This window comes from Winogradskyella sp. A2 (assembly GCF_046762865.1).
Lineage (GTDB): Bacteria > Bacteroidota > Bacteroidia > Flavobacteriales > Flavobacteriaceae > Winogradskyella.
The window spans coordinates 387,734-412,987 of the sequence record NZ_JBKQXM010000001.1 but is presented as its reverse complement, the minus strand read 5'-3'; the positions used below and the strand labels follow the sequence as shown (position 1 = coordinate 412,987).

23 protein-coding genes and 1 tRNA gene are annotated in these 25,254 nt (G+C 31.9%); 4 read left to right on the top strand and 20 right to left on the bottom strand.

Going from position 1 to position 25,254, the window contains the following annotated elements:
- Positions 1-10: 10 nt before the first annotated feature.
- From ACFWV9_RS01735 to gmd, 15 genes are all read right to left on the bottom strand, one after another.
- The gene (locus ACFWV9_RS01735; protein WP_411893508.1) at positions 11-430 is read right to left on the bottom strand and encodes a CBS domain-containing protein; all 420 of its coding nucleotides are present in this window, start codon (positions 428-430) and stop codon (positions 11-13) included.
- Positions 431-529: 99 nt separating this feature from the next.
- Positions 530-2,866 carry a GumC family protein gene (locus tag ACFWV9_RS01730; RefSeq protein WP_411893507.1) on the bottom strand — a complete coding sequence of 779 codons (2,337 nt, stop codon included), beginning with the start codon at positions 2,864-2,866 and terminating at the stop codon, positions 530-532.
- A gap of 3 nt (positions 2,867-2,869) precedes the next feature.
- The gene (locus ACFWV9_RS01725; protein ID WP_411893506.1) at positions 2,870-3,631 is read right to left on the bottom strand and encodes a polysaccharide biosynthesis/export family protein; all 762 of its coding nucleotides are present in this window, start codon (positions 3,629-3,631) and stop codon (positions 2,870-2,872) included.
- 72 nt (positions 3,632-3,703) lie between these two features.
- The gene (locus ACFWV9_RS01720; protein ID WP_411893505.1) at positions 3,704-4,795 is read right to left on the bottom strand and encodes an MraY family glycosyltransferase; all 1,092 of its coding nucleotides are present in this window, start codon (positions 4,793-4,795) and stop codon (positions 3,704-3,706) included.
- Positions 4,796-4,862: 67 nt separating this feature from the next.
- Entirely contained in the window at positions 4,863-5,966 is a 1,104-nt protein-coding gene (gene wecB, locus ACFWV9_RS01715) for a non-hydrolyzing UDP-N-acetylglucosamine 2-epimerase (RefSeq protein WP_411893504.1), read from the bottom strand.
- Between the two features lie 43 nt (positions 5,967-6,009).
- Positions 6,010-6,735, bottom strand: coding sequence for a WecB/TagA/CpsF family glycosyltransferase (locus tag ACFWV9_RS01710; RefSeq protein ID WP_411893503.1), 726 nt, complete (start codon positions 6,733-6,735; stop codon positions 6,010-6,012).
- Positions 6,736-6,753: 18 nt separating this feature from the next.
- Positions 6,754-7,287 carry an acyltransferase gene (locus tag ACFWV9_RS01705; protein WP_411893502.1) on the bottom strand — a complete coding sequence of 178 codons (534 nt, stop codon included), beginning with the start codon at positions 7,285-7,287 and terminating at the stop codon, positions 6,754-6,756.
- Positions 7,284-8,537, bottom strand: coding sequence for a glycosyltransferase (locus ACFWV9_RS01700; RefSeq protein WP_411893501.1), 1,254 nt, complete (start codon positions 8,535-8,537; stop codon positions 7,284-7,286). The genes ACFWV9_RS01705 and ACFWV9_RS01700 overlap by 4 nt, the downstream gene beginning before the upstream one ends.
- Positions 8,531-9,718 carry a glycosyltransferase family 4 protein gene (locus tag ACFWV9_RS01695; RefSeq protein ID WP_411893500.1) on the bottom strand — a complete coding sequence of 396 codons (1,188 nt, stop codon included), beginning with the start codon at positions 9,716-9,718 and terminating at the stop codon, positions 8,531-8,533. Before ACFWV9_RS01695 ends, ACFWV9_RS01700 begins: the two co-directional genes overlap by 7 nt.
- The gene (locus tag ACFWV9_RS01690; protein ID WP_411893499.1) at positions 9,715-10,590 is read right to left on the bottom strand and encodes a hypothetical protein; all 876 of its coding nucleotides are present in this window, start codon (positions 10,588-10,590) and stop codon (positions 9,715-9,717) included. Before ACFWV9_RS01690 ends, ACFWV9_RS01695 begins: the two co-directional genes overlap by 4 nt.
- A 383-nt stretch (positions 10,591-10,973) precedes the next feature.
- A complete protein-coding gene (locus tag ACFWV9_RS01685) occupies positions 10,974-12,080 on the bottom strand; it encodes a glycosyltransferase (RefSeq protein WP_411893498.1) in 1,107 nt (368 codons plus the stop codon).
- Between the two features lie 25 nt (positions 12,081-12,105).
- A complete protein-coding gene (locus ACFWV9_RS01680) occupies positions 12,106-13,593 on the bottom strand; it encodes an oligosaccharide flippase family protein (RefSeq protein ID WP_411893497.1) in 1,488 nt (495 codons plus the stop codon).
- 2 nt (positions 13,594-13,595) lie between these two features.
- A complete protein-coding gene (locus ACFWV9_RS01675; RefSeq protein WP_411893496.1) occupies positions 13,596-14,231 on the bottom strand; it encodes a class I SAM-dependent methyltransferase in 636 nt (211 codons plus the stop codon).
- A gap of 153 nt (positions 14,232-14,384) precedes the next feature.
- Positions 14,385-15,314, bottom strand: coding sequence for a GDP-L-fucose synthase family protein (locus tag ACFWV9_RS01670; protein ID WP_411893785.1), 930 nt, complete (start codon positions 15,312-15,314; stop codon positions 14,385-14,387).
- Between the two features lie 114 nt (positions 15,315-15,428).
- Positions 15,429-16,544, bottom strand: a complete 1,116-nt coding sequence (gene gmd, locus ACFWV9_RS01665) for a GDP-mannose 4,6-dehydratase (protein WP_411893495.1) — start codon at positions 16,542-16,544, stop codon at positions 15,429-15,431.
- Positions 16,545-16,741: 197 nt separating this feature from the next.
- Between gmd and ACFWV9_RS01660 the strand changes: the two genes are divergently transcribed.
- The 4 genes from ACFWV9_RS01660 (at position 16,742) to ACFWV9_RS01645 (ending at position 19,834) form a co-directional block, all read left to right on the top strand.
- Positions 16,742-16,912, top strand: coding sequence for a hypothetical protein (locus ACFWV9_RS01660; protein WP_411893494.1), 171 nt, complete (start codon positions 16,742-16,744; stop codon positions 16,910-16,912).
- Positions 16,913-16,926: 14 nt separating this feature from the next.
- Positions 16,927-18,042, top strand: a complete 1,116-nt coding sequence (locus ACFWV9_RS01655) for a hypothetical protein (RefSeq protein ID WP_411893493.1) — start codon at positions 16,927-16,929, stop codon at positions 18,040-18,042.
- Positions 18,043-18,092: 50 nt separating this feature from the next.
- On the top strand, positions 18,093-19,166 hold the full coding sequence (locus tag ACFWV9_RS01650; RefSeq protein WP_411893492.1) for a nucleotidyltransferase family protein: 1,074 nt from the start codon (positions 18,093-18,095) through the stop codon (positions 19,164-19,166).
- 95 nt (positions 19,167-19,261) lie between these two features.
- On the top strand, positions 19,262-19,834 hold the full coding sequence (locus ACFWV9_RS01645) for a hypothetical protein (protein ID WP_411893491.1): 573 nt from the start codon (positions 19,262-19,264) through the stop codon (positions 19,832-19,834).
- 71 nt (positions 19,835-19,905) lie between these two features.
- Here ACFWV9_RS01645 and ACFWV9_RS01640 read toward each other — a convergent pair whose 3' ends face one another.
- The 5 genes from ACFWV9_RS01640 to ftsA form a co-directional block, all read right to left on the bottom strand.
- Entirely contained in the window at positions 19,906-20,853 is a 948-nt protein-coding gene (locus ACFWV9_RS01640; protein ID WP_411893490.1) for a UDP-glucuronic acid decarboxylase family protein, read from the bottom strand.
- A 408-nt stretch (positions 20,854-21,261) separates the two neighbouring features.
- Positions 21,262-21,335, bottom strand: a tRNA-Arg gene (locus ACFWV9_RS01635).
- 11 nt (positions 21,336-21,346) lie between these two features.
- Complete coding sequence (locus ACFWV9_RS01630) at positions 21,347-21,799, bottom strand: GatB/YqeY domain-containing protein (protein ID WP_411893489.1); 453 nt, start codon at positions 21,797-21,799, stop codon at positions 21,347-21,349.
- 150 nt (positions 21,800-21,949) lie between these two features.
- A complete protein-coding gene (ftsZ, locus tag ACFWV9_RS01625) occupies positions 21,950-23,875 on the bottom strand; it encodes a cell division protein FtsZ (RefSeq protein WP_411893488.1) in 1,926 nt (641 codons plus the stop codon).
- Between the two features lie 44 nt (positions 23,876-23,919).
- Entirely contained in the window at positions 23,920-25,254 is a 1,335-nt protein-coding gene (gene ftsA / locus ACFWV9_RS01620; RefSeq protein ID WP_411893487.1) for a cell division protein FtsA, read from the bottom strand.

Below are 25,254 nucleotides of genomic sequence, written 5' to 3'. Positions count from 1 at the left end.
CTTTTTAAATTTATAATTGTTTCAAGAGATAGTTAATTAAATCTGTGGTGGTTACAATTCCAACCAATCGGCCATCATCAACGACAGGCAAAGCATGAAATTCATTTTCTGCCAATATTTTGGCTACTTCTTTTATAGTTGCAGTAGATGGTACCGTTACTACATTCTTAGCCATCACTTGATCTATGGTAAACATATTATAAACTAGGGTATCAACTTCTTCTTCAGTTTCATAAACTGCATCAGCAAAGCTAATTCTTAAAAGGTCAGTATAACTGAGCATACCTATTATTACTTCTTCTGCAACTACAGGTATATGTCTTATTTTATTACGCTTAAAAAGCATCTCAGCTGTTTCCAGATCATCATCTCTATTAAGAGCGATGATATTTTTGGTCATTATTTCGGAAATTAACGGAACATATCTCATGACTATCGGTTTTATAATTCACTATTAAAAGTACCTTATAAAACGAAAAAAAATTATGATAAATATCATGTGTTAAGCCACTTACATTACAGTATAAAATTATGATTTGCTACCATAACCATAATTATAGCCATAATTATAACCGTAACCATAAGATTTACTAGCCCCAACACTATTTAAAACATAGGCCATGTTTTTTAGTCTACCAGACTCATGTAATTCCTTAGAGTAATTGAGTAAGTTCTTTTCTGTATAATTTGCTCTAGCAATATAGATAGTAGCATCAGCAAGTTGAGATATAAGCAAGGTATCTGTAACCAATATAGTTGGTGCTGTATCTACAATGATATAGTCGTAATCCTCTTTTGCTTCTTCAATTAAATCTTTAAAACGTCCATTAGTTAATAAATGAGCAGGATTTGGAGGAATACTCCCAGATAATATGATATGATGGTTAGGATGTTTCTCAAATCCACTTATTATGGCATCTCTCCAATTGAATTCTATATCATGAAGATAATTAGATAATCCTGGCTTATGTTTTTCTTCACTAATGTAAGAATGAATTTGAGGGTTTCTTAAATCTGCACCAATTAATAAGACCCTCTTATTAATACTAGAGAGGGCTAGAGATAGGTTAAGACTAACCAGCGTTTTCCCCTCTCCTTTAATTGTTGATGTACAATAAATTATCTTACTTTTTTCATTATCTCTAACTGGAAGGATATAATCAACGTTTGAACTCAAAATTCTAAAGGATTCAGCAAGTACACTACGGTCATTAGGATCTACAAAAACCAAATTCTCTTTCTTTTTTAAATCTGGTATTTCTGCAATGACAGGAATACTAGTGGTAATTGCAGTAATATCGCCCTTTCCATGCAACTTGGTATCTAACATAAACATTATGTATAGAAAACCAAAAGGTATAAGTAAACCGGCTAAAAACGCTCCAGCATATATGATACCAGTCTTCGGCGATATAGGGTTTACACTAGACAAAGCATTTTCTACCACTTTTATAGATGGTTCTGTTATTGCTAAATTTATAGCTGCTTCTTCTCGTTTTTGAAGTAATAATAAATATAAGCTTTCTTTAATTTTTTGTTGACGCTCAATAGCTCTCAGTAATTTCTCTTTTTCTGGTATTTTGGATACCTGACCAATAAAGCGCTTATTGCGTGATTTTATTTGTCCCTGTGACACTTTTAATTGAGCTATATAAGATTTTAAAGAACGTGTAATATTTGATTTCAGGTCATTGATTGTATTTATGGCCAACTTCACTGTTGGATTATTAAGACCTCCACTGCTTGCCAATTTATCACGATCTAAAATCGCAGTATTATATTCATTAATTAAATCATTAATGCCCTGATTATCCAATCCAATATTGGCTGGCAACAAACCTAAAATATCCTTAGTAGATAAAGCATCATTCAACAGTTCAGCTAATGCCAACTGATTTTCTATTCTAAAAACCTCTTCATCCGATTTGGTCCGTTGTTCCAAACCTAATTCTGCGTCAGCAACTAAATCAACAAGATTATTATTTTGTTTAAAGTTTTGACGATCAACCTCAATATCATCTAATTCACTGGCCAAAAACTCAAATCGATTATCAATAAAGTCTATAGTACGTTGAGAAACTAACTGCCTATCACTAATCCCATCTTTATTAAAGACATCCAAGAGTGAATTAATTATACTTTCTGAAAGTTCAAAACTCTCTCCTTTTATACTTAATTGTAATAGATCACTTTGTTCACCAATAGCTTCAACTTCAATTTGTGATTTTAACCCAAGTGCCGATCTTTTAATAGAGTTAAAATTGATAAGAAATGTTGTACCTCTAATTTCTTCGAAGTCATTATTGGGATTGTGACGAATATTAAAAGGTAAATTATGTGTAGCAGTTTTAGTATTATGATTTTCGAAATCATATGACTTCTCAGTAGCCATATTAATAACTGTAAATTTTGAATCCTCAACAATTACTTTAAAGGTAGAATTTTGAGTAATACTATCAGGATGGATTAATTGCTCATACTCATAAGGAAGTGTTGCCACTTGAGATGTTTGGATAGTTCCTTCTTCAAAAAAACTTGTATTTAAATTCCGTTCGCGTACAACGCGTTCAATTATGATGTAAGACGTTATTATTTCAATCTCATTTTCGAGATTAATATTTGATCGTTTGAAAATAAATGCAGAAGTTGGTAATTCTAAACCATCCGATTCATCTAAAATCTTCACTTTAGCGGTTGTTTGATAAATTTTTGGCGCATATCTCAGATAAACATAGGCACCAAAAAGCGCAACAATTATGGCCAAAACAAACCAAGGCCAGAAATTGAGATAACGTTTTACTTCTTTTTTTAGATCAATGCTCTCCTCCTCTTGGAAAGCCATCATACTTTTTAGTGAATTATCCATAATTTAACGCGAAACCAAAATAGCCACACTTAGTAACAAGGAAGCTATAGTTAAAACATTATTTATATCACCTATAAATCCAGCATTTTTAACTCTAGGATTATTTGGATTTACAACAATAACGTCATTGGGTTTAATAAAGTAAAATTCACCATTCATAAATGACGCAGATGTCAAATCAATATGGGTAATTTTTCTTAAACCATCCACTTCGCGAGTTAATAAAATATCATCACGTTTTCCATTAATAGTCAAATCTCCTGCATAACCCAATGCTTGTAAAATCGTGATGTTTTGTTCTGTAAAGTTATAGGTACCAGGTTTATTTACTTCACCCAGAATAGTAACCTTCGCATTCAATAATCTGACACTTACTGTTGGGCTAGACAAATGTCCTCCTGATTCCAATTTTAGTTTAATAGTATCTTGAAACTCTTCTGTAGTTTGATTAGAGGTAGATATTTCACCCAAAACTGGAAAATTGATGGTGTTTTTTGCAGTCACCAAATACCCTTCTAACTGTAATAACTGAATGTTTTGAGCAACAGGACCTTGTGTTATATTTTTATTATATGGAATGGCAGCTTCTGGCACCAAACTCTCCACAGTGATTTTTAAAATATCATTTGGCTGAATTTTAGCAGACTGATAATTTATGTTCCCAATGCCCTCAACAGTTGCATCTTGTAAATAAAGTACTTGTTTTTTAGAAGCACAAGAACCAAGAACACACAATATGAAAAGACTTATTATTCTTAGTTTCATCTATTCTTTATTCAGTATAAGACAAATATAACTGCATTTACAGCACAAACAAAGTGAAGTTTATTTTAACTCTTAATTTTTGGTCAGTTTCCTTAATATAAAAGGTAAAAGATATAATAATGAACCATAAATTAGCAATAGAAAAATTTGAAGATTTAATATAAGATGAGTTAAACTAAAAGCAATTAAAATTATGATAAGGTTGATAGTTACAATTGTTAGTGTTGTTTTTATATGACTAAAACCTATCCCGATAAATCTATGATGTAAATGATTTTGATCGGCCTTGAATGGACTCGATTTGTGAACAAAAATCCTAATAAAAAATATTCTTAAAGTATCAGCAAGTGGGTAAAATAACAAAGCAAATGCTAAAGCGGGTGCATCACGATAATAAATAGATTGCTCATCCGACTGGGCCATATTAATAAAACTAATGGTAAAAAATGCTAGTAAGAATCCAACAATAAGCGATCCTGTATCTCCCATAAATATCTTATTGGTATTTGAAAAATTTAGTCTTAAAAATGCAATCAGTGCTCCGCATAAGGCAATTGCGATAGTGGCTAAACTTAAGTCACTAGCATTTACAAAAAAATAAACAAAAATACCACTTACAACTAGCGCAAAAGTACCCGCCAAACCATCTACACCATCAATTAAATTATAGGCATTAATAATTAATACATATACAAATAATGTGAAACCAATTGAGATCCAATAGGGTAAAACATCAATATCTAAAATTGTAGAAAACCCAATAATTCGTGTATCCGTAAAAATTATGAGTAAACCCGAAGCTAAGATTTGACCTGCAAATTTTTTTGTAGCTGATAACACTGTTAAATCGTCTTTAAGACCTAAAAAAAACAAAATGGTTAATCCACCCATAACCAATAATAGTACTTTCGTATTCAAGAATGCGCCTACCAAAGTCATCACGACAATTAAACTTAAAAAAATACCAATACCACCAAGAGTTGGTGTTTTGCTAGCGTGTACGCTTCTGCCATCAGGTTCATCCATTAAATGCCGTTGTTTAGCAACATAGAGTATTGTTGGGAAAGACTGGTAAGCAATATAAAAAGCTAAAACAAAAGCCACAAAAAGCCAGATAATTGGGCTATTCTCTGGATTAAAGTCTTCAAATAATGTTTTAAACATTTAATTGTACTTATTACACTTTCAGTTTGAAATATACAAATTTATTAAAGGGAGGCACAAATACTGATTATATGTTTTTTTTTAATTCTAAAAGAACTTTGACAACTCTGTTAGCCGCATAACCATCCCATTTTGGTATAATACTTCCTTTTTTCCATGTACCTTTGAACAGATTACCTAAATGTAGAATAATTTTTTTAGGGTCAGTACCAACTAAAACATTTGTACCTAAGGATATTGTTTCTGGACGTTCTGTATTATCTCTTAAAGTCATACATGGGATACCTTGAATTGATGCTTCTTCGGTTATACCACCAGAATCTGTTATGACTGCTTTGGCATTCTCAACTAAATAATTAAATTCTAAATAACTCAAAGGCTCTATACAATGAAGTTTTCGATATGAAATTTCCAAACGTTCTAGGACTCGTTTAGTTCTTGGATGGACTGGAAATATTATAGAAATGTTGTTGCTATAAGACATTATACAATCAATAATCAATTTCAGTTTATTTTCTTGGTCAACATTTGCTGGTCGATGTAATGTCATTACTAAATAATTATTAGGTACTAAATTCAGTTTTTTCCAAATGGGTGGAGCAAAAAAATAAGGTTTGAACTTTAACAATGAATCAATCATTGTGTTACCTACAAAAAATATTCGATCTTCCGAAACACCATTATTAAATAAGGTTCTATTTGCAGTTTCGGATGTTGTAAAAAAATAATTTGTAATACTATCTGTAATTAACCGATTAATTTCCTCTGGCATTGACCAATCATAAGATCTAATACCAGCCTCAACATGAGCAACTTTAGTGTGTAATTTTTGTGCAACTATTGCACAAGCCATAGTAGAAGTTACATCTCCAACAACTAAGACTAAATTAGTTGGATTAGAAATCAATTCTTTTTCAAATTCAACCATAATTGAGGCGGCTTGCTCAGCATGGCTACCTCCATTACAATTTAAATTTACATGTGGTTGCGGAATTTTCAGTTGTTCAAAAAAACTACTTGACATGTTTTTATCATAGTGCTGACCTGTGTGAACTAAACGATAATCAATATCCGTTCCTTTTGATTTTTCATTTTCCAATTCATGAATAATCGGTGCGATTTTCATAAAGTTGGGTCTAGCACCAGCAATAATAGTTATTTTATAATTCATCAAAGTAGATTTATACTTATTTAATCGAAGGTTTAGAAAAAACCTATAATATTCCTTTACCAAATAGTTTAAACCAGAGCACTTCAAGAATAAATTTTGGCGTAGATACAAAATTGCGTTTCGCCAGACGTTTTGGCTCTTGCAAAAGCCTTGGCAACCATTCTAAACCAAGAGAAATCCAAAAATTACTTGGCCGTTTTACAGTACCTGCATAAAAGTCAAAAACGGCACCAATAGAACATATTGTGTTTGCTATTATCGAATCCTTATTTTCAAATACCCATTTTTCTTGTTTGGGTGCTGTCATCCCAACAAATAAAATATCAGGTTGTATTGCATTTACTTTTGCACACATGAACTCAGAGTCTTCTTTTGTAAATATTGTTTTGTAAGGTGGTGCAAAATTAAAAACGGTCACGTTAGGAAAATCCTGTTTTGCTCTTGTAGCAATCTTATTGAGCGTGTCTTGAGAAGCCCCTAAAAAAAACACTTTAGCGCTATCGGTATCAGCCTTTTTCATTAAAAACATAAACACATCGTAACCTGCTATTTTGTTTATACGATTGCCGTTAAGCATACGTTCTGCCCAAACTATCCCAATACCATCTGGTAATAATATGTCTGATGCTTTTAAGGCGTTTTCAAATTGCTTATCTTTTTTTGAAATGCAATAGCTATGCGGATTAATGGTGTTAATTAAGCGTACATATAAAAAATTTAAATCATCTAAATTCTCTTTAAAAATATTATGTCCTAATAGCATACTCATTAAAAATATTTAAATCAATTAATTTTTGTAAAGATTCAACTCGTGTTTTTTTATTTCTTTAGGTTCAAATCTATTTTTTAGAAATTTAGCTGGATTCCCTCCTACTATAGAATAAGGACTTACATCCTTAGTTACGACTGAACCTGATGCAATAATACTACCCTTTCCAATTTGTACACCAGATAAAATTATTGAACCATAACCTACCCATACATCATCTTCTATAATTACTTTTGAATTTAATCCTAACCAATTATAATCTGAATCTCGTATTTGAGAAGCCAACCTTACAGGAGTACCAATTTGTTTATAGTTATGATCGTATTTGCCAACCAAAGCCACATTATTACCGAAGATGACATTGTCACCAATAATAGTATCGCATTCAATTTGAGAATATCGCCCAATATAAAAGTTATTACCTATTATTATACTATTTTTAGCCCACATAAAAACACCACGACCGGCGCAGAAATTTTTACCAATTGAATATTGGTTCCATTTATAATGTTTTAGGTAAAATAATCTTATGTTTTTTAATATTTGTATCATTTCGTCAAATCAAAGTATTTATTAAAAAGATAATTTGCTTTTGAATCCCATGTAATACTTTTGGCTTTTTGAAGGCATCCTTGAGATAATTCTCTAAGGATTGATTGATTTTTGAAAATATTAATAATTTCTGTTGCGAAGCAGTCAATACTATATTTTTGATTCTGCATAGGTATCTTTACACCACATGTACCATCTACTACAACTCCATGCCCACATGCATCATGACACAATACTGGTAAACCATTTTGCAGAGCCTCTGTAACTACGTGAGGAGTGCCTTCTTTTAAACTAGTAAAAAACAAAAAGCTACTTTTTCTCATAATTTCTATAACTTTAGTATTTTCCACTTTACCCATCCAAATACAATTTCCAGCAATGTTTAAATCAAGTGCTAATTCTTGACAAGCTTTTAAGTCAGGCCCTTCTCCAATTATTGTCATTACAAAATCGACTTCTTCTTTTATTTTAGATAAAGACTTAAGCGCAATAGGTAATGCCTTTAATCCCTGAATTTTGCCAACCCATACTATATTTAGTGTTTTACCTAATTTAGAATTACCACCTTGACACTCTAAAGAACAACCTGTTTCATTCAAAAGTATAGGTCTAACCGAACTATATTTACTCAAATTTACTAGACTTTCTTGTGTCGCCGCGAATAATAAATCTGCTCTTTTCGCGGCTTTTTTCGGTCTAAATAATCCTCTAATTTGAATTTGATTAATAATATTTTTTATACTGTAATAGAAAATATTACTAAGTTTCATATCCTTAATATATCTCCATGGCACTTGGTTATAACCTCCTACAGGACCCCAAACAAAGGGGATATTATCTATATTAAACAAATAACCTGGTTCTCTAAAACCAATCATATTAAGCTGATGGACTAAATTTATTTCTTGCTTTTCAACAATTTTCAAAGCTGTTTTCAAAGCTTTTTTTTGCCATAATTTATAATGATGATAAAAAATAAAAGAGCCTTGTTTCCAAAATAATTCCCTACCCTTATTACCTATATCAATGTAATAAAACACTGGTGTATACTTTAAGTTTAGTTCAGGGATTTTTTGTTCTATATCTTCCTTAAATCCAAATTCAGTAATAACATACAATTTACAGTATTTACTTAAATGAATAATCCAATTCCAACCCATGCCGATTTCAGAACCCCAATTTGGTCCACAAGCATATGTAGAAATTAAAACTTTTAAACACCCTTTACTTCTATCTATTGATCTTAACACCTTTTCAGTTTTAACGGTTCCCAATGATATTCAATAATTTCCCATTGTTTCATTAATTCAAAATTATTTCTGACATGCTTTAAACAATTTTCACTCATATTAACGTGCAGTGATTTGTGCATTGCACTAATAAATTGATCTAAACATCTTTCAGTGATAATGTAACCTGTTTCTCCCTCTATTATCAATTCATCTACACCGCCAACATTTGTCGAAATTATTGGAGTTCCACAAGCCAAATATTCTAGCATCGCGTTTGAAAAACCCTCCGCATAAGATGCAAAAAGTCCTGCTGTAGAAAGGTTTATATAATTAATTAAAGCGGGAGGTTTTATTTTACCTAGTAATAATATGCTTTTATTTAATTTTTTTTTTAGGATTAGCTTATTAATTCTTTCGCTTTCTTCACCTTCACCAATAATTAACAATAGAGAATCAGGAACTTTCAAATTAAATTTCTCAAAAGCATCAATTATGAAATCTATACCTTTTACATTTGATAAACGTCCCAAAAAACTAAAAACATACTTCTTACGGATTGGCAATAGTGATTTAAAATTTACAATATTCTTTTTATAAAAAACTTTGGAATCTACAACTTGCGGTATTTGAATGATTTTGGTGTTGATATTTTTTTTCTCCAGCTGAATATTCTTTTTGTTAATTTTATTTCTAGATCCAGAAACAAAAACTGCTTGTGCTTTTCTTAAAGCTTTATCGTTTACAAACTCAAAAATAGATTTTAAATATTTTGTAAAAAAAGAGAACCTCCCAATTTCCATTGGATTTTCTAAACCTGGATAAACATAACAAAGACTAAAATGTTTTTTAAAAAACGCAAAATACCATAGTACAGAATATGTTTTTGTAATAACATTTTTAGTCTCAACTATTTTGTTTACTCGATTAAATCTCCATGCTAACATTATAATAAAATATATATTTAATGGAATAATCCGATTGAGAAATGAACTTTTTATAGTATATGCAATAGGTATATAATTATATGTTTGATTGTCATATTGTATCGAATTTAAATTGAGTAGCTCTCTCTTTTTACTAGTGAAAGTAACATAAACGAAGTCATTACTAACCTTTGAAGAATATCTCAACATTGGACCACCTCCAGTGCCATAGAGATTATGTATATCAATTGATTCTATATAAAATATTTTTTTCAATCTTGAGGAATTTTCAAATGCCTGTTTCTTCCTGCCAAAATAAAAACCGAAAATATAGGTGCAAATATAACATCCGTCCAAATAAATGAGCCATGCGAAGTTAAATTGTATCCCATAAATAAAATGAAAGATACTAGCAATAATTTTTTTGTTTGAAGATCAAAATATTTAAGCGCACTAAATATTCTTCTAAACAAATGAAATAAAAATAGTATAAAAATAAGCAATCCCAATATTCCACTTGCTTCAAGTATTTCAAATGTTTTATTATGAGACACGATAGCCATTCCTGTTTTATTCTTAAAAAGATCCATTGTATGTTGTTCTCCATAACCCATAAACTGCCCCATCAACCCCTCATCTTTTAAATTATCGAGAGCAGTTATAATAAAGGGAACTCTTGCTTTAGCAAGCTGGTCTATACTCAATTCCGTATTAGTTCTATATACTGCACCACCGCTAAGCCTCCACCTAAACGCCTGGTTAGACTCGTACAAGGAATAAATTGCAAAAATCAAAATTAATGTTCCCAAAACAGCAATAAACTTGCGTTTTAATGTACCACCGTAAAAAAAACTAAATCCCAAAGCAAAAATAAATAGAAACCAGCCAGTCCGTGTCCAACTAGAATAAACAAAATAAGTACCTAGAATTACTGAAATGAACCAAAACAGTTTATTTATTATAGAATTAGAAAAAAATTTATATGAATTAAAAAGTACAATTGTAGCTAAAACATAAACTTTAGAAGCACCAGAAATGGCATAAAATAAACCGGTAGTCGCATTTGTTTCTAACCCAAACTGTTCTAAATCTCTTACTGGATTAAGACTTTTTAAACCAAATATAAAAGGTAGTGTAGAATAAATCATAAATAATGAAAATAGTATAGAAACATGTATCAAATTGTTGGATGCATGTGTCTTACCATAATACCTAATATAGAAAAAACCCAAAAGGCAAGGGAAAATAAGTGATTCAATGCTATTTTGAAAAGCTCGAATAAGACCGTAAGGAAAACTTGTATAAATTAAATATTTAAAAGCAAATAAAATACCTAGCCAAAAGAATTTAGGAAGCTGTTTCTTTATTAAAAATAAAAACAACCCAATTACCCCAATCACCTTCCATATCTGCGATAGTTTAAACTGTTCAACACTTATTGGTTCAAAATAAATTAATAGCCATAGAAATAGCAACGGCAGAAGCTCCTTTTTTCTAATTCTAAAAAACCTAAACTGCATATTAATTGTATTCATTCTTCAACCATATCAAATGTACATTGCATAAAACTTTCTACTACATTCTTAATGTTGTAATCTTCAATATTATTAATCATTAATGATTTACTATAATTTCCATTTAAGAAATCAATAACCAAAGTAGTGTTAATATTACTTGGGGATAAAGATAAAATAGGTCGCTTTAACAAAGCGTAATCAATCAATTTACTAGGTCTTTGAACGTCACCCTTATTTTCTAAATTAAGTAAAAAGTCCATTTGGCCTAATTCCTTAAGTAAAGTATCTCGTGGCACATAATCCCTTAACTCTAATTTATGACCAAGCTTCTTTACATATTCAGAAAGAAATGCTTTATTTCTGGTATATATAATAAATCTAAACTTTAAATCATTTCTAGTCAAAAACTCCAAAAGAGCTCTAGGATCTCTTAACCTAGGACTCAGAGTACCAGCATATGCAAAAGTAGGTACTTCATTTTTACCTTCAATATAAGATGGACTAACATCATTTAAATTAAATCCTTGAGGTATAACTCGAATTTTATGAATATAATTTTGAGGGTAAGCTGAAATTGCCTCCTGAATGGGTACTGTAATAAAATCAGCTTTTTTACAGAACCAACGCTCTATTATTTTATAATAAAATGGATATGGCAGAAGAGCGTGTTGAATACCAGTAAACGGATCTCCACAGTCCGCTATCCAAGTTTTTGTTAAGGTTTTATTATTTTTCAAAGCTAAAACTACACCAAAATGAACGGAATAAGGGTGAGCAATCGAAATTAATAAGTCATAACGCTTCTCTTTAATCAAGGCTTTTTTAAAATATCTAGTTAGTAAAATAGATGGATATAAAAATAGATACGCTAAACTAAAACGTAAAACCCGTTTAATACCTTCTCCCTGGATTTCTTTAGGCTCACTTTTAACTATATCTTTTACGCAGAAACCATATTTCTTTTCTAAAGAAGAGTAATTTATATCCTTTTTAGTTGTTAATACAACTACTTTATGTCCTTGGCGAGCAAATTCTTTAGCCAACTCAAATGCTCTTGAAGATCGCGGTCTAATATCTGGGTAAAAAAATCTAGAAACAATTAATACATTTTTTGAATTCATAAATCTTTTTAATTTTAATCAAAGTTCATCCAAGAAACTTGTTTTTTTTGAAAAAAGGTCTGATAATCGAATAGTAATCAATTTTAAAAATAGAACTCGTCACTAAAATTAAACTACAAAACATAATGAAAGTGACAGAGATTTTAATAATTCCTTGTTCAATATCAATTAGGTATGATTCTAAAATATAAATAGGAAACATAATAAGGACTGATTGTAAAAAAGACAAGCCCATTTTTCTAAATGGGAAAAAACTTAAAAAACGAATATTTAAAATTTTCGAACCTAAGTATACAAATATTAAAATTTTGAAAATATTAATTATGGTACTATTTATTGCTATAGCAATTGGCGAATTAAATAGAATAATAACTAGATAGCCGGTAACCCAAATAATAACAGCTAAAAACATATGTACTTTAGCATATAACTTTGTCCTTCCTGTTGCTAAAAATAGCGGGACAAAAACAATAATATTGAAAAAATTAAAAACTAGATTAATTCTAAAATAATAAGAAGAATTGACATACTTATTTGAAAATAAAAATACAATAATATCCTCAGAGAAAATGATGAAATAAATTATAAGTGGATAAATTAAAATTGCTGACCTTTCGATTGTCTTTCGCCATGATTTTAATAGTAAATTTTTATCGCTGTTTTCATGAATTTGTTTAGAAAATATTGGCGTTAAAATCACTGCAATACTCGATGTAATCATAGATACAAATGGCAAATCAATAAATCCATTTGCATATTCAGCAAAAACTTCTGCACCAAAATACCGACTTATATAAAATGAATCAGACGACTTAATAGCCACGCCCCATAAACTGGCCATTACTAATGGTAGGCTATACGCTAAGATTTGTTTTAATCTTAAATCTGTTTTTACATTCTTTATTCCCTTAAAAGGAATACCCTTAAAAATAAAAGCCAATACTAATGTAAAAACAGACGCTATTATCCAGCCATAAAGCGCATGAATATAACTTGATTCAAAAATCACGACAGGAACAACTATAAACAACAACATAATAATTCTTGTTACTGTATTGTAAATAGCTATATAAACTGACTTTTTATAAGTAGAAAAAATACCTTCTATACCTAATGTAGGTAATAGCAAAACAGGAACTGGTGAAAAAATTTGTAAAGCCCGCTCTAACTCATTATTACCCAAAATAGCTGCTATGATACCTGCAAAAAAATATAAAAAAAAAGAAAATACTAAACCACATACTATTAAAACTAAGCTAACCTTTTTCACAATTGCCTTTCCTTCACTCAAACTATACCTCGGTAGATAAAAAGCAAAAATCTTTGGTAATCCTGCAGAGAAAATCACTAAAAGCATGGTGTAAACATATATAACCTGTCTGTATGTACCATACTCTTGTTTGTCTAAGTAACGTGACAATATCGCAGAACTAACAATCGCAAGACCAAATGCACTTAAGCTACCCAGTGCTACCCAAAATGTCTGAATTGAATTATTGTTTGATTTGAACAAAATTATAATATTGACCCTTTTATTCTGAACATTATTATTTCTTTGGAAAAACGACCTATACTAGTATACTTTCCATTTAAAAATGATTTTATTCTATCCTTAACTGACATCTTATATTCATAACTTACTAGAAACACTTTCTTTTCCAGCACTTCAAAATCATCATAGTAATCTTCCTCATAATAATTAACATGTTCTATGTATAATGGATTTTCCATATATGGAACAAAAATATACAACTCATTGCATCGAGAAAGTAGTTCATCAACAACTATTTTGTCATCCGTTAAATGCTCCATTACATGGGATGCTATTATTATATCTTGTTTTTTTACTATTTCATAATTTCCACTTTCAAATTTCGCAATATTCCCATAATTATTTTCGCATGTCTTGATTGCTATTCGGGAGAAATCAATTCCTCTCAACTTAGCATTAGGGAACGCTTTATGGTAGATTGGAATGGCATCACCCAAAGCACAACCATAATCTAAAATTGAACCGTTGAAGTTTTTGCTTAAACTCATCTTGGAGACATTCGCAATAGCATACTCTTTTGTTTGCCTATTTCCGCTTTTTCCCCAATTTTTGCTTTTGAACCTACTTTCCCAGTAATCCTTTGTATTTATATTTTCCAAATCTCTTTTCTGTCATTAAGGTTAAACTAAAAACAATTAAAAACTAATGTCTCTTGTTTAGATTTTAAAATTTAAAAATAATTTAAACGGTATAAAAGCATAAAATGTATTGAGAAAAGTATTTGCTTATAACTATTTTATTGTATCGCTTTTTTATCTTCCACTCTTCAAATACCAATCATAAACCAAAGTAATTCCTTGTTCTAAATCTATTTTAGGTGTCCAACCCAATTTTCTTAATTTAGAACTGTCCATCAATTTACGTGGTGTACCATCTGGCTTAGTACTATCCCATTTTATTTCTCCTTTATGACCAACAATTTCCTTTATGGTTTCAGCCAAAGCCTTTATGCTTAATTCTTTACCTGTACCGACATTGTATAAATGCTCTGGTAATTGATGCTCTACTGCAAAAACAACTGCCTGTGCCAAATCATCAACATGCAAAAATTCTCGCAACGGAGAACCGCTTCCCCATAGCTGTACAGGTGAATGATCTTTAATCTTCGCTTCATGGAACTTCCGAATCATAGCGGGTAGCACATGAGAGGTTTTTAGGTCAAAATTATCATTAGTACCATATAAATTAGTTGGCATTAGGCTAACAAAGTCTTTACCATACTGCTTTCTAATGGCTTCGCAAGCTTTCACACCTGCTATTTTTGCAATAGCATACCACTGGTTTGTTGGTTCTAGACTATCTGTTAACAAATACTCCTCCTTTAAGGGTTGTGGTGCTAACTTTGGATAAATACATGAGCTCCCTAAAAAAATAAACTTCAGTACATTATTGTTGTGAGCCGCATCAATAAGGTTGTTCTGTATTTGAAGGTTTTCCATTAAAAATGGATAAGGATTTTGACTATTGGCCAAAATCCCTCCAACCTTTGCCGCCGCATCAATTATAATTTCTGGTTGTTCGGATTTGATAAAATCAGATACTAATTTTTGATCTCGCAAATCGAGGTCTTTACTCGTTTTACCCAAAAGATTATTATAGCCTTTAGTCTCTAAGGCACGCCAAATTGCTGAACCTACCATGCCTTTATGGCCAGCAATATAAATCTTTGAATTTTTATTGATAATTGTCATATTGTAAAATAAAAAACCTCAGATTGATGCAAAATAGTAATATTCCTAGCGCCAGCTGTCTCTTTCGCTAAATACATCCACTGGACGCATTTATAACGCTCGGCCCTATTCAAAATAATTCAAGGTTGTATACCCACCATCTTCTAGGTATTGCTGTTTGTGCATCAATTTTATATCGCTTTGCATCATTTCTTTAATCAAATCTTCTAAAGAGTATTCGCATTCCCACCCCAATTTTTGCTTTGCTTTTGAAGCATCACCTACAAGTAAGTCTACTTCTGTGGGTCTAAAATATCTTGGATCAACCGATAAAACCTGTTTTCCAATTTCTAATTGATAATCAGGGTTATTGCATTTTGCCACAAAGGCTTTCTCTTCTATTCCAGTACCTTTAAATTTTAATTCTATGCCAACTTCGGCAAAACTCAATTTAACAAAATCTCTAACCTTGGTTGTTTTACCTGTAGCAATTACCCAATCCTCAGCCTCATCTGCCTGAAGAATCATCCACATCATTCGCACATAATCCTTTGCATGGCCCCAATCTCTTTGTGCATCTAAATTACCAAGATAAAACTTGTTCTGTAATCCTAAGGCTATACGACTCACTGCACGCGTAATTTTACGCGTAACAAATGTTTCTCCACGAATTGGTGATTCATGATTAAACAGAATACCATTGCAAGCAAACATGTTATAGGCTTCGCGATAATTTACTGTAATCCAATATGCATACATCTTTGCCACTGCATAAGGTGACCTAGGATAAAACGGTGTAGTTTCCGTTTGTGGCACTTGTTGTACCTTGCCATATAATTCTGAAGTAGACGCTTGATAAATCCTAGTCTTTTTTTCTAAACCTAAAAGCCTTACTGCATCTAAAACACGTAAGGTTCCCAAACCATCTGTATTACCAGTATATTCTGGAATTTCAAAAGACACCGCTACATGACTCATTGCTGCCAAATTATATATTTCGTCTGGCTGTATTTCTTTAATCAGTCTAATAAGATTTGTACTATCTGTCATATCTCCATAATGCAGATAAAAATTTTGATGATCTACGTGCGGATCTTGGTAGAGGTGATCAATTCTATCCGTATTAAAAAGCGATGAACGTCTTTTTAGACCATGAACTATATATCCTTTTTTAAGAAGAAACTCACTTAAATAGGCACCATCTTGTCCAGTAACACCAGTAATAAATGCAACTTTACTCATTATAAAAAATTAAATTTTACACCAAAATATTGGCATTACACAAATCTAAAATTTTTTAAGGGACTTACCCTATTATGGTATGTAAACTAATTAACACAACAAAATAAGAATAGAGTGCATTTAATTATCCATTTAAATTATTTACCCTTAAAAATGATAATATTTTATTATTTTTGGACCAACTCTAGATCTAAGTCATGAAAAAAGAAGCTAATAAAATTACACGCAAGGAAGCCATTAAAAAAATGGGGAAGTATGCGGCGTTAACGGCTGTTGGCACATTTTTGATTTTAAATCCGCAAAAATCCCAAGCACAGTCTGGTACTGACCCTTGTGATCCGGGTGGTGGATTAGATCCAGATTGCTGATAATATGCCTAAATGTGAATACTAAGTTAGCACCTACACACCAAAAATTATTTGATCTGCATTGGGTTTTATGGTTTATGGAATCTAATACTTATAGCATTGTTGATTATCCCTTTAAAACATGTCTTGATTCTTACTTATTATCTGATTCCTTAGAAGATTTTGGAAGAATACTTAAGTCTGATAACCAAAATTTAGACGCCGATAATATTGCAAAAACCATCTACACCTATTTAAAAAATTGTAATATTCCTTACATCTCTGAAGCGGAGAACAATTTAAACCAAGATTTCACAAAGCGTCATATTCTAAAACAATATGTAATTAAGGACAAAACCATTCAAATTTACTTTGATTCCGAATTGGTGCTAAAATCTATTCATCCTGCATTGGCACATCTAGAATCAAATAATATAAGAGCCCAAAGTACATTTGATGTGTATTTGAAAAATGAACATTTACATTTATTCAAAGATTCTAAATTAATTAAAAAAGTTCCTCAAACTCAACATCATTTAATACAAGGCAAATTTTTAATGCTTTTGTTATGTTCGCTTTATGAGAATGATGAATCTGATTGGATTGGGACTTTGCATGGATCGACAATTACAAATGAAGAATCATCTTTGCTATTTGCAGGTAAGTCCGGAAAAGGGAAAAGTACCCTATGTGCCATCTTAGCAAGTCATGGTTATAAACTATTAGCTGATGATGTTTCTCCCCTATTGTCGGAGACGCTCAACATATATTATAACCCGGCTGCCGTCTCTATTAAAAAAGGTGCATTTCCTACTTTTAATGCCATGATTGATAATTTTGACACCTTACCAAGTATTGAATATAACAAAACTAAAGGAGCATTGAAATATGTTCCATTACCAAGTCCTGAAAAGTCTCATTATCCTTGTAAAGCTATTGTATTAGTTAACTATTTAGAAAACACAAAGACAATATTAGAGAAAGCAACAATTGAAGCCGTATTAGAGACTCTCATCCCGGATTCTTGGTTATCTCCAAAATCACAGCACGCAAAGCAATTTTTAGATTGGTTAGAAACACTTGATTTATATGAATTAACGTATAGTGACACTAATGATATGTTAGAACAAGTATCACAATTATTTGAATAACTTCCGACCAACTAATAATCTATTATCTTAGTTCTTTCAATTAAATCACTTTGAGAAACCTAGCCAAGACATACCAAGCTATTGCAGATATTTTAAGTTTTAATAGCTCTAATTCTAAACTAGAACAAACGCTTCTGCATCCAACTTTTAATTGGGACACTATAGTTACTGAAGGAAGTAGGCACCTTGTTCTACCTACAATTTATTGCAGACTTAAAGCGAAAGAACTTTTACACATTCTCCCTAGAGAATTAGAGTCTTACCTTGAAAATTTAACTGCAATTAACCGCAACAGAAACAGCGCTATCATTAAACAAGTACAAGCACTATCGCAATTATTAAACGAACATAACATAAATCATGTATTTTTAAAAGGTGCGGCTCTTTTAGCTTCTGGATATTACCAAGATAATGCCGAGCGAATGGTTGGTGATATTGATGTTTTAATTCAAAAAAACCGTTTGCAAGATGCCTTCAGATTATTACAAAATAGTGGTTATACCGCTAGAGAAGAAACCTTTGGTAACATTTTTTTTGAACATAAACATTTACCCAGGCTCACAAACAGCAATCATCTTTGCGCAGTTGAATTACATAGAAAATTATTTATGACCTACAAGTTAAGTGCATTAGATACTAAACCCATTCTTAATAAAAAAGACACAAAAAATAATATCTTAATTCCATGTAAAAGACATCTATTATTGCATGCAATATTAAATTATCAAATCAATGATCACGGAATGCAATATAAACATGTAGCCTTTAGGCCAGCCTTTGACACACTTGTATTGTTAAAAGATAAACATATGGATTATAGTGATGATCTATTTCAAATTAAGCCTATTAAGAATTATTTTAAATATTTGGCTATTTTTTTCTATGAGTTTCACGATATAAAGCCTGCTTTAGGAACGTATGCAAAAAAGTTTTATAGTTTTAGATTACGAAACCTAAAATTTGATGCATTCAGAATTAAGCTATTGAGGCGGTATAATTTTGTTAGAGTTTTATTTCATAGGCTTCATATGTTCTTGATGAATTCTGAATACAGAAAAGCATTACGAGCGGACAGAAAGCGCGTTATAAAAAAATTAAAGAGTGGTTTGTTTTTAAAATCCTAAAAAATGAAATTAAATTAAACAAGTTTAGATTGGTAACTATTTGTTTTGTAACGCATAAAGTTTAACTTTGATTTATAATCAATTGAAAAGTCTATATGAGTAAGCTCTTATTAGCAATAACCGTAATATCATTTTCATTCACCACTCTTGCTCAAAACAACCAAAATTCTAAGGAGTGGTTTATTAGTATTGGCTTAAATGCGATTAATAGCCAGGGTACAAAATCACCAGTCAGTGGAATGGGTGATTGGGCAATAAACATTCCTGTATCTGCTGCTGTAGAATTGAAATGGGAATCTGGCCTAGCAATAGAACAATCTGTAACCGTTAATTCGTTTGCCGAAGGTGATCTAATAGATGGTATAGTCTTACAAGAAGATTTCTCTTATCTTTCATTTGACACTCATGTTAAGTATTATTTTGGTAAACATATTTTCCCAGACGTAGATTGGTTAGATATTTATGCAAACAGTGGTGTTGGTTTTTTTAGTATAGAGAATACTAACCTATCCTTTAATCTAGGTGGTGGTCTTTTGTTTTGGTTAAACAGAAGACAAACTATTGGAATAAGAGCTCAAGTCATTGGTAAATTGGCTTTAGATCATTCTGAAAGCGGCATTGACAATAATCATTTCCAAACTCATATACAAGCATTTATTGCCCTGTAAATAGGATAAAGTTAAATGAAATAGAAAAGTCTCCTATATAGGAGACTTTAATTATTTATCAAGAATTTGAATTAATATCCTTCTTTCAATAAATTATCGAAATAGTTAATCGTTTGTGCTAGCCCCTCTTTTAGTTGAATTTTAGGTTCCCAACCATTTAATTCTTTTTTAGCTAAACTAATATCTGGTTGACGTTGCATGGGATCATCTTGTGGTAAGGGTCTAAATGTAAGTTTAGATTTAGAGCCTGTTAAATCAATTACCGATTGTGCCAATTGAAGCATAGTAAATTCATTTGGATTGCCAATATTTACAGGTCCTAAAAATTCATCTCTAGTACCCATCATTCGGACAGTTCCTTCAACTAAATCATCGACATACTGAAAACTTCTGGTTTGTAAACCATCACCAAATATTGTAATGTCATCTCCTCTCAATGCTTGTACTATAAAGTTAGACACTACTCTACCATCTTGAGGATGCATTCTGGGACCATAGGTATTAAAAATTCTGATAATTTTAATTTTTACCTGATTCTGATTATGGTAATCCATGAATAAAGTTTCGGCACAACGCTTACCTTCGTCATAACAAGATCTGAGACCAATTGGATTAACATTTCCCCAATACGATTCCTTTTGGGGATGTACAGTTGGATCTCCATATACTTCACTTGTAGATGCTTGTAAAATTTTTGCTTTTACACGTTTGGCAAGACCTAACATGTTTATAGCTCCCATTACCGAAGTCTTGGTCGTTTTAATAGGATTATACTGATAATGAACTGGTGAAGCTGGGCAAGCTAAATTATAGATTTCATCGACCTCAATCATATAAGGAGATGTAACATCGTGTCTAACTAACTCAAAATAATGATGGTCCATTAAATGCTCTATATTACGCTTAGAACCTGTAAAATAATTATCTAAACAAATTACCTCATTACCTTCTTTCAGTAACCGCTCACATAAATGAGAACCTACAAATCCTGCACCACCTGTAACTAAAATTCTTTTCATTCTAATATATTAATAGTGGTTAAAAATAAGCTTTATTTACTTAAAGTTTGTTTTCTTTTTATTAAAAATGGAAAAGTAAAAAACAACGACCCTTAAGCTCCAAAAAATACTATTTGATAGACATTAAATTCATTCAATGACTTTACAAAAACATATAACACTGTGAATGCAATGCGCTAATAATCATATAAAATATTCCTCTACTCAATACATGAATGATAGTTATAAATTATAAAAACCATTAAATGGAAAAAAAGCTCAAGTGAACTTCATGAATTATGTAAAAATGCTATTTGAACAAATCACAACTTTCAAAATGCTGCTGTATTTCTTATCCTGCTCCTTGAAAATAATACTATAAAAAAACGCTCAAATAAACTTGGCGTTTTTTTAATGACATATATCTTGTGACCACGGTAGGATTCAAACCTACGACCGCTGGAGCCGAAATCCAGTGCTCTATTCAGCTGAGCTACGTGGCCTTATTTTAATGCTATTGAGTAAGCTTGGCTTTTACAATTGTAGAAATTGTTTTGCCATCTGCACGACCAGCCAATTCTTTATTAACTAGTCCCATTACTTTACCCATGTCCTTCATCCCTTGAGCTCCAATTTCATCAATTGTCATCACTACTATTCTCTCAATCTCTTCTTCACTTAAGGCTTCAGGTAAAAACTGACTTATCACTTCTGCTTGGTCTATTTCTGGCAATGCCAAATCCTTTCGATCTTGTTCTAGGTAAATTGCTGCACTATCCTTGCGTTGTTTTACAAGCTTTTGTAAAAGCTTCAGCTCTTGTTCTTCAGATAATTCCTCGCCACCACCTGAAGATGTTTTCTCTAATAATATAGCAGATTTAATAGCTCTTAATGCTGCTAAAGCCGTTTGGTCCTTCTCTTTCATAGCCGTTTTCATGGCTGTCATGACATCGTCTTGTAAACTCATAATTTTCAAAATTTTGGAATACGAAGATACTAAAGATTTACATTCTTTTAGTGAGACTATTTCAATTTAAAACAAAAACAAAAAACCCAAAAAGCTGAGGGACTTTTTGGGTTTGACAGGTGTGTGTAAACACATTAATCTGATTTGCTATTAATCAACGTTATCGTGCAGGAATGAATTATTACTTCTTAATTGAATTTCATCATTATCATCTGTCCCAATGGACATCCTAGAAGTATTATCTTCAGAAGAATGTTGTACATCTTCTAAATTCACACCCTGTCTTTTGTAAGCAGGCTCTTTTTCTATTTCATCTATTTTTGCGTTGTTGAACTTGTAATTGAAATCTTTCATTTTACGTCTGCGTTCATCAGCGCGTGCTTTTATTAATTCTGAGATTGGACTATTCATAGGATCAATCTCTTCTTCTATATTTTCTTCCGATTCTTCAACAGGTAAAACTTTCTTTTCAAAAACAACTTCTTCTTTAACTTCGGCAGATTTTGTATTTATTGAAGATTCATAAGTTTCAAAATCATCTAACGCATAACGTTTTTCTCCTTCTTCATTAACTTCTGTAACAGAAATTATTTCAACGGGTTCGTTTACATCCATATCCTTTACCTCATCGTCTAAACTGAAGAACATTGTTTCTTCTTGTGGTTTTGGTTCTTCAACCTTCTTAGGTTCGTTAGAAGACAATGGTAAATCAAAAGTTAGTGTTATTTGCTCCTCTTCTTCAATGATCTCTTCTTTATTCTCTATAGGAGTAATAATAAAATCCTCAACGTCTTCATTGAAAACAGGTTTCTTGTCTAATACTTCTTCATAAACAACATTCATATTTTTCAATAAATCCGTTGTTGGAATTATTTCCATGTTTAATGCCTCATTACTAGAAGCATTAGTTTCTAATTCATCTTCTTCTAAAAGGGTATGACGTACAATTGGAGTTTCTTTTTCTTCTTCTAAAACAATATCTGGAGTAATGATAGCTGGCTCCTTTTCTAAAGTACTTATTTCTTCGTTTGGAGTCTCCTCTAGAGCATGTATTACCTTTTTTGCCTCTGTATTGGAAATTTCATTTTGCTGATCAATATCAAATCCTGTTGCAATAATAGTAACTGCAATAGATTCTTGTAAAGATTCATCTTCACCAACACCCATAATAATATTAGCGCCATATCCTGCCTCTGTTTGAATATGGTCATTGATCTCTCCAATCTCATCAATTGTAATTTCTTGAGAACCCGAAACGATGAGCAACAATACGTTCTTAGCTCCTGTAATTTTATTATCATTCAACAATGGCGAGTCTAAAGCCTTCATAATTGCCTCTTGAGCTCTGGTCTGACCTGAAGCAGTAGCAGATCCCATGATCGCAGTACCACTATTACTCAATACTGTTTTAGCATCTCGTAAATCTATATTTTGTGTGTAGTGATGTGTTATCACTTCTGCTATTCCACGAGACGCCGTAGATAACACTTCATCTGCTTTAGAGAACCCAGCTTTAAAACCTAAGTTTCCATATACTTCACGTAATTTATTATTATTAATAACCACGAGGGAATCAACATGTTGTCTTAAATTTTCAATTCCCCTTTGGGCTTGCTCATTACGCATTTTACCTTCAAACTGAAATGGCATTGTAACAATTCCAACAGTTAAAATATCGAGCTCTTTTGCCATTTTAGCAATAATCGGTGCTGCACCTGTACCAGTACCACCACCCATTCCTGCTGTGATAAATACCATCTTGGTATTGGTATCTAACATTCTACGGATGTCTTCTAGACTCTCTACCGCAGCTTGTTCTCCTACATCTGGATTGGCACCAGCTCCTAATCCTTCGGTTAAGTTTACTCCAAGTTGAATTTTATTTGGAACACCACTATTTTGAAGTGCCTGTGCATCTGTATTACAGATTACAAAGTCCACACCTTTGATACCTTGTTGAAACATGTGGTTAATGGCATTGCTACCACCTCCTCCAACTCCAATAACTTTTATTACGTTAGATTGGTGTTTAGGTAAATCAAATGAGATGTTTCCAAATTCGTTGCTATTACTCATATTACTTGTGATTATGGGATTTTATATGAATTAATTAAATTTTATTATTCTGCGTTATCTAAAAACTCCTTAACTCGCTCAGTTAACTTATCTAAGAACGAACGTCTTTCTTTTACAACACCTTCTTTAGAGGCTAATGTTTCACCTTCAGTTGCTTGTTCTGATTCCTCAGTTATTTGAGCATCAAGCTCTTCATTTTCTTCAGCATGTTTGCGCTCTTGTCGTCTTACACCATCCATTACTAATCCAACAGCGGTAGCAAATAACGGGCTTGCTATGTCATCGTCACTATCTCCTGCTAGGTGCTCGTTTGGATATCCTATTCTGGTATCCATTCCTGTTATATATTCAACAAGTTGCTTTAAATGCTTTAACTGACTGCCACCACCCGTTAAAACAATGCCAGCAATTAGTTTTTTCTTCTGCTCTTCGTGGCCATAATTTTTAATTTCCACATAAACTTGTTCTACAATCTCTACTACTCTAGCATGAATGATTTTAGACAAGTTTTTGAGTGTTATCTCTTTTGGCTCTCTCCCTCTCAAACCAGGTATTGAAACAATCTCATTATCCTTATTCTCTCCTGGCCAGGCAGAACCAAACTTTATTTTTAATAATTCAGCTTGCTTTTCTATAATTGAGCAACCCTCTTTTATATCTTCAGTAATTACATTACCACCAAAAGGAATTACGGCTGTATGCCTAATTATACCATCTTTGAAAACTGCTAGATCCGTGGTTCCACCACCTATATCAATTAATGCAACACCAGCTTCTTTTTCTTCTTGACTTAAAACAGCATTTGCAGATGCAAGTGGCTCGAGTGTTATACCTTCTAATTGCAAACCAGAACTCTTAACACATCTACCAATATTTCGTATTGAAGAAACTTGGCCTACTACAACATGAAAATTAGCTTCTAATCTACCACCATACATACCAATTGGTTCCTTAATTTCTGCTTGACCATCAACTTTAAACTCTTGAGGTAATACATGGATTATCTCCTCTCCTGGTAACATTACCAACTTGTGAACCTGATTTATTAATCGATCTATGTCTGCTTCATCAATTACGACCTCTGAATTGGCACGTGTTATATAATCACTATGTTGTAAACTACGTATATGCTGCCCAGCAATGCCTACTGTTACGTCAGCAATTTTCTCGCCTGCTGCAACCTCAGCTTCTTGCGCTGCCTGCTGTATAGATTGTATAGTTTGTGTGATATTATTCACCACGCCACGATGTACACCTAAACTCTTGGATTTACCAACACCAAGAATTTCAAGTTTTCCATATTCATTTTTGCGCCCAATCATGGCCACAATTTTTGTGGTTCCTATATCTAAACCTACCGCAATGTTATGATTTTCCAT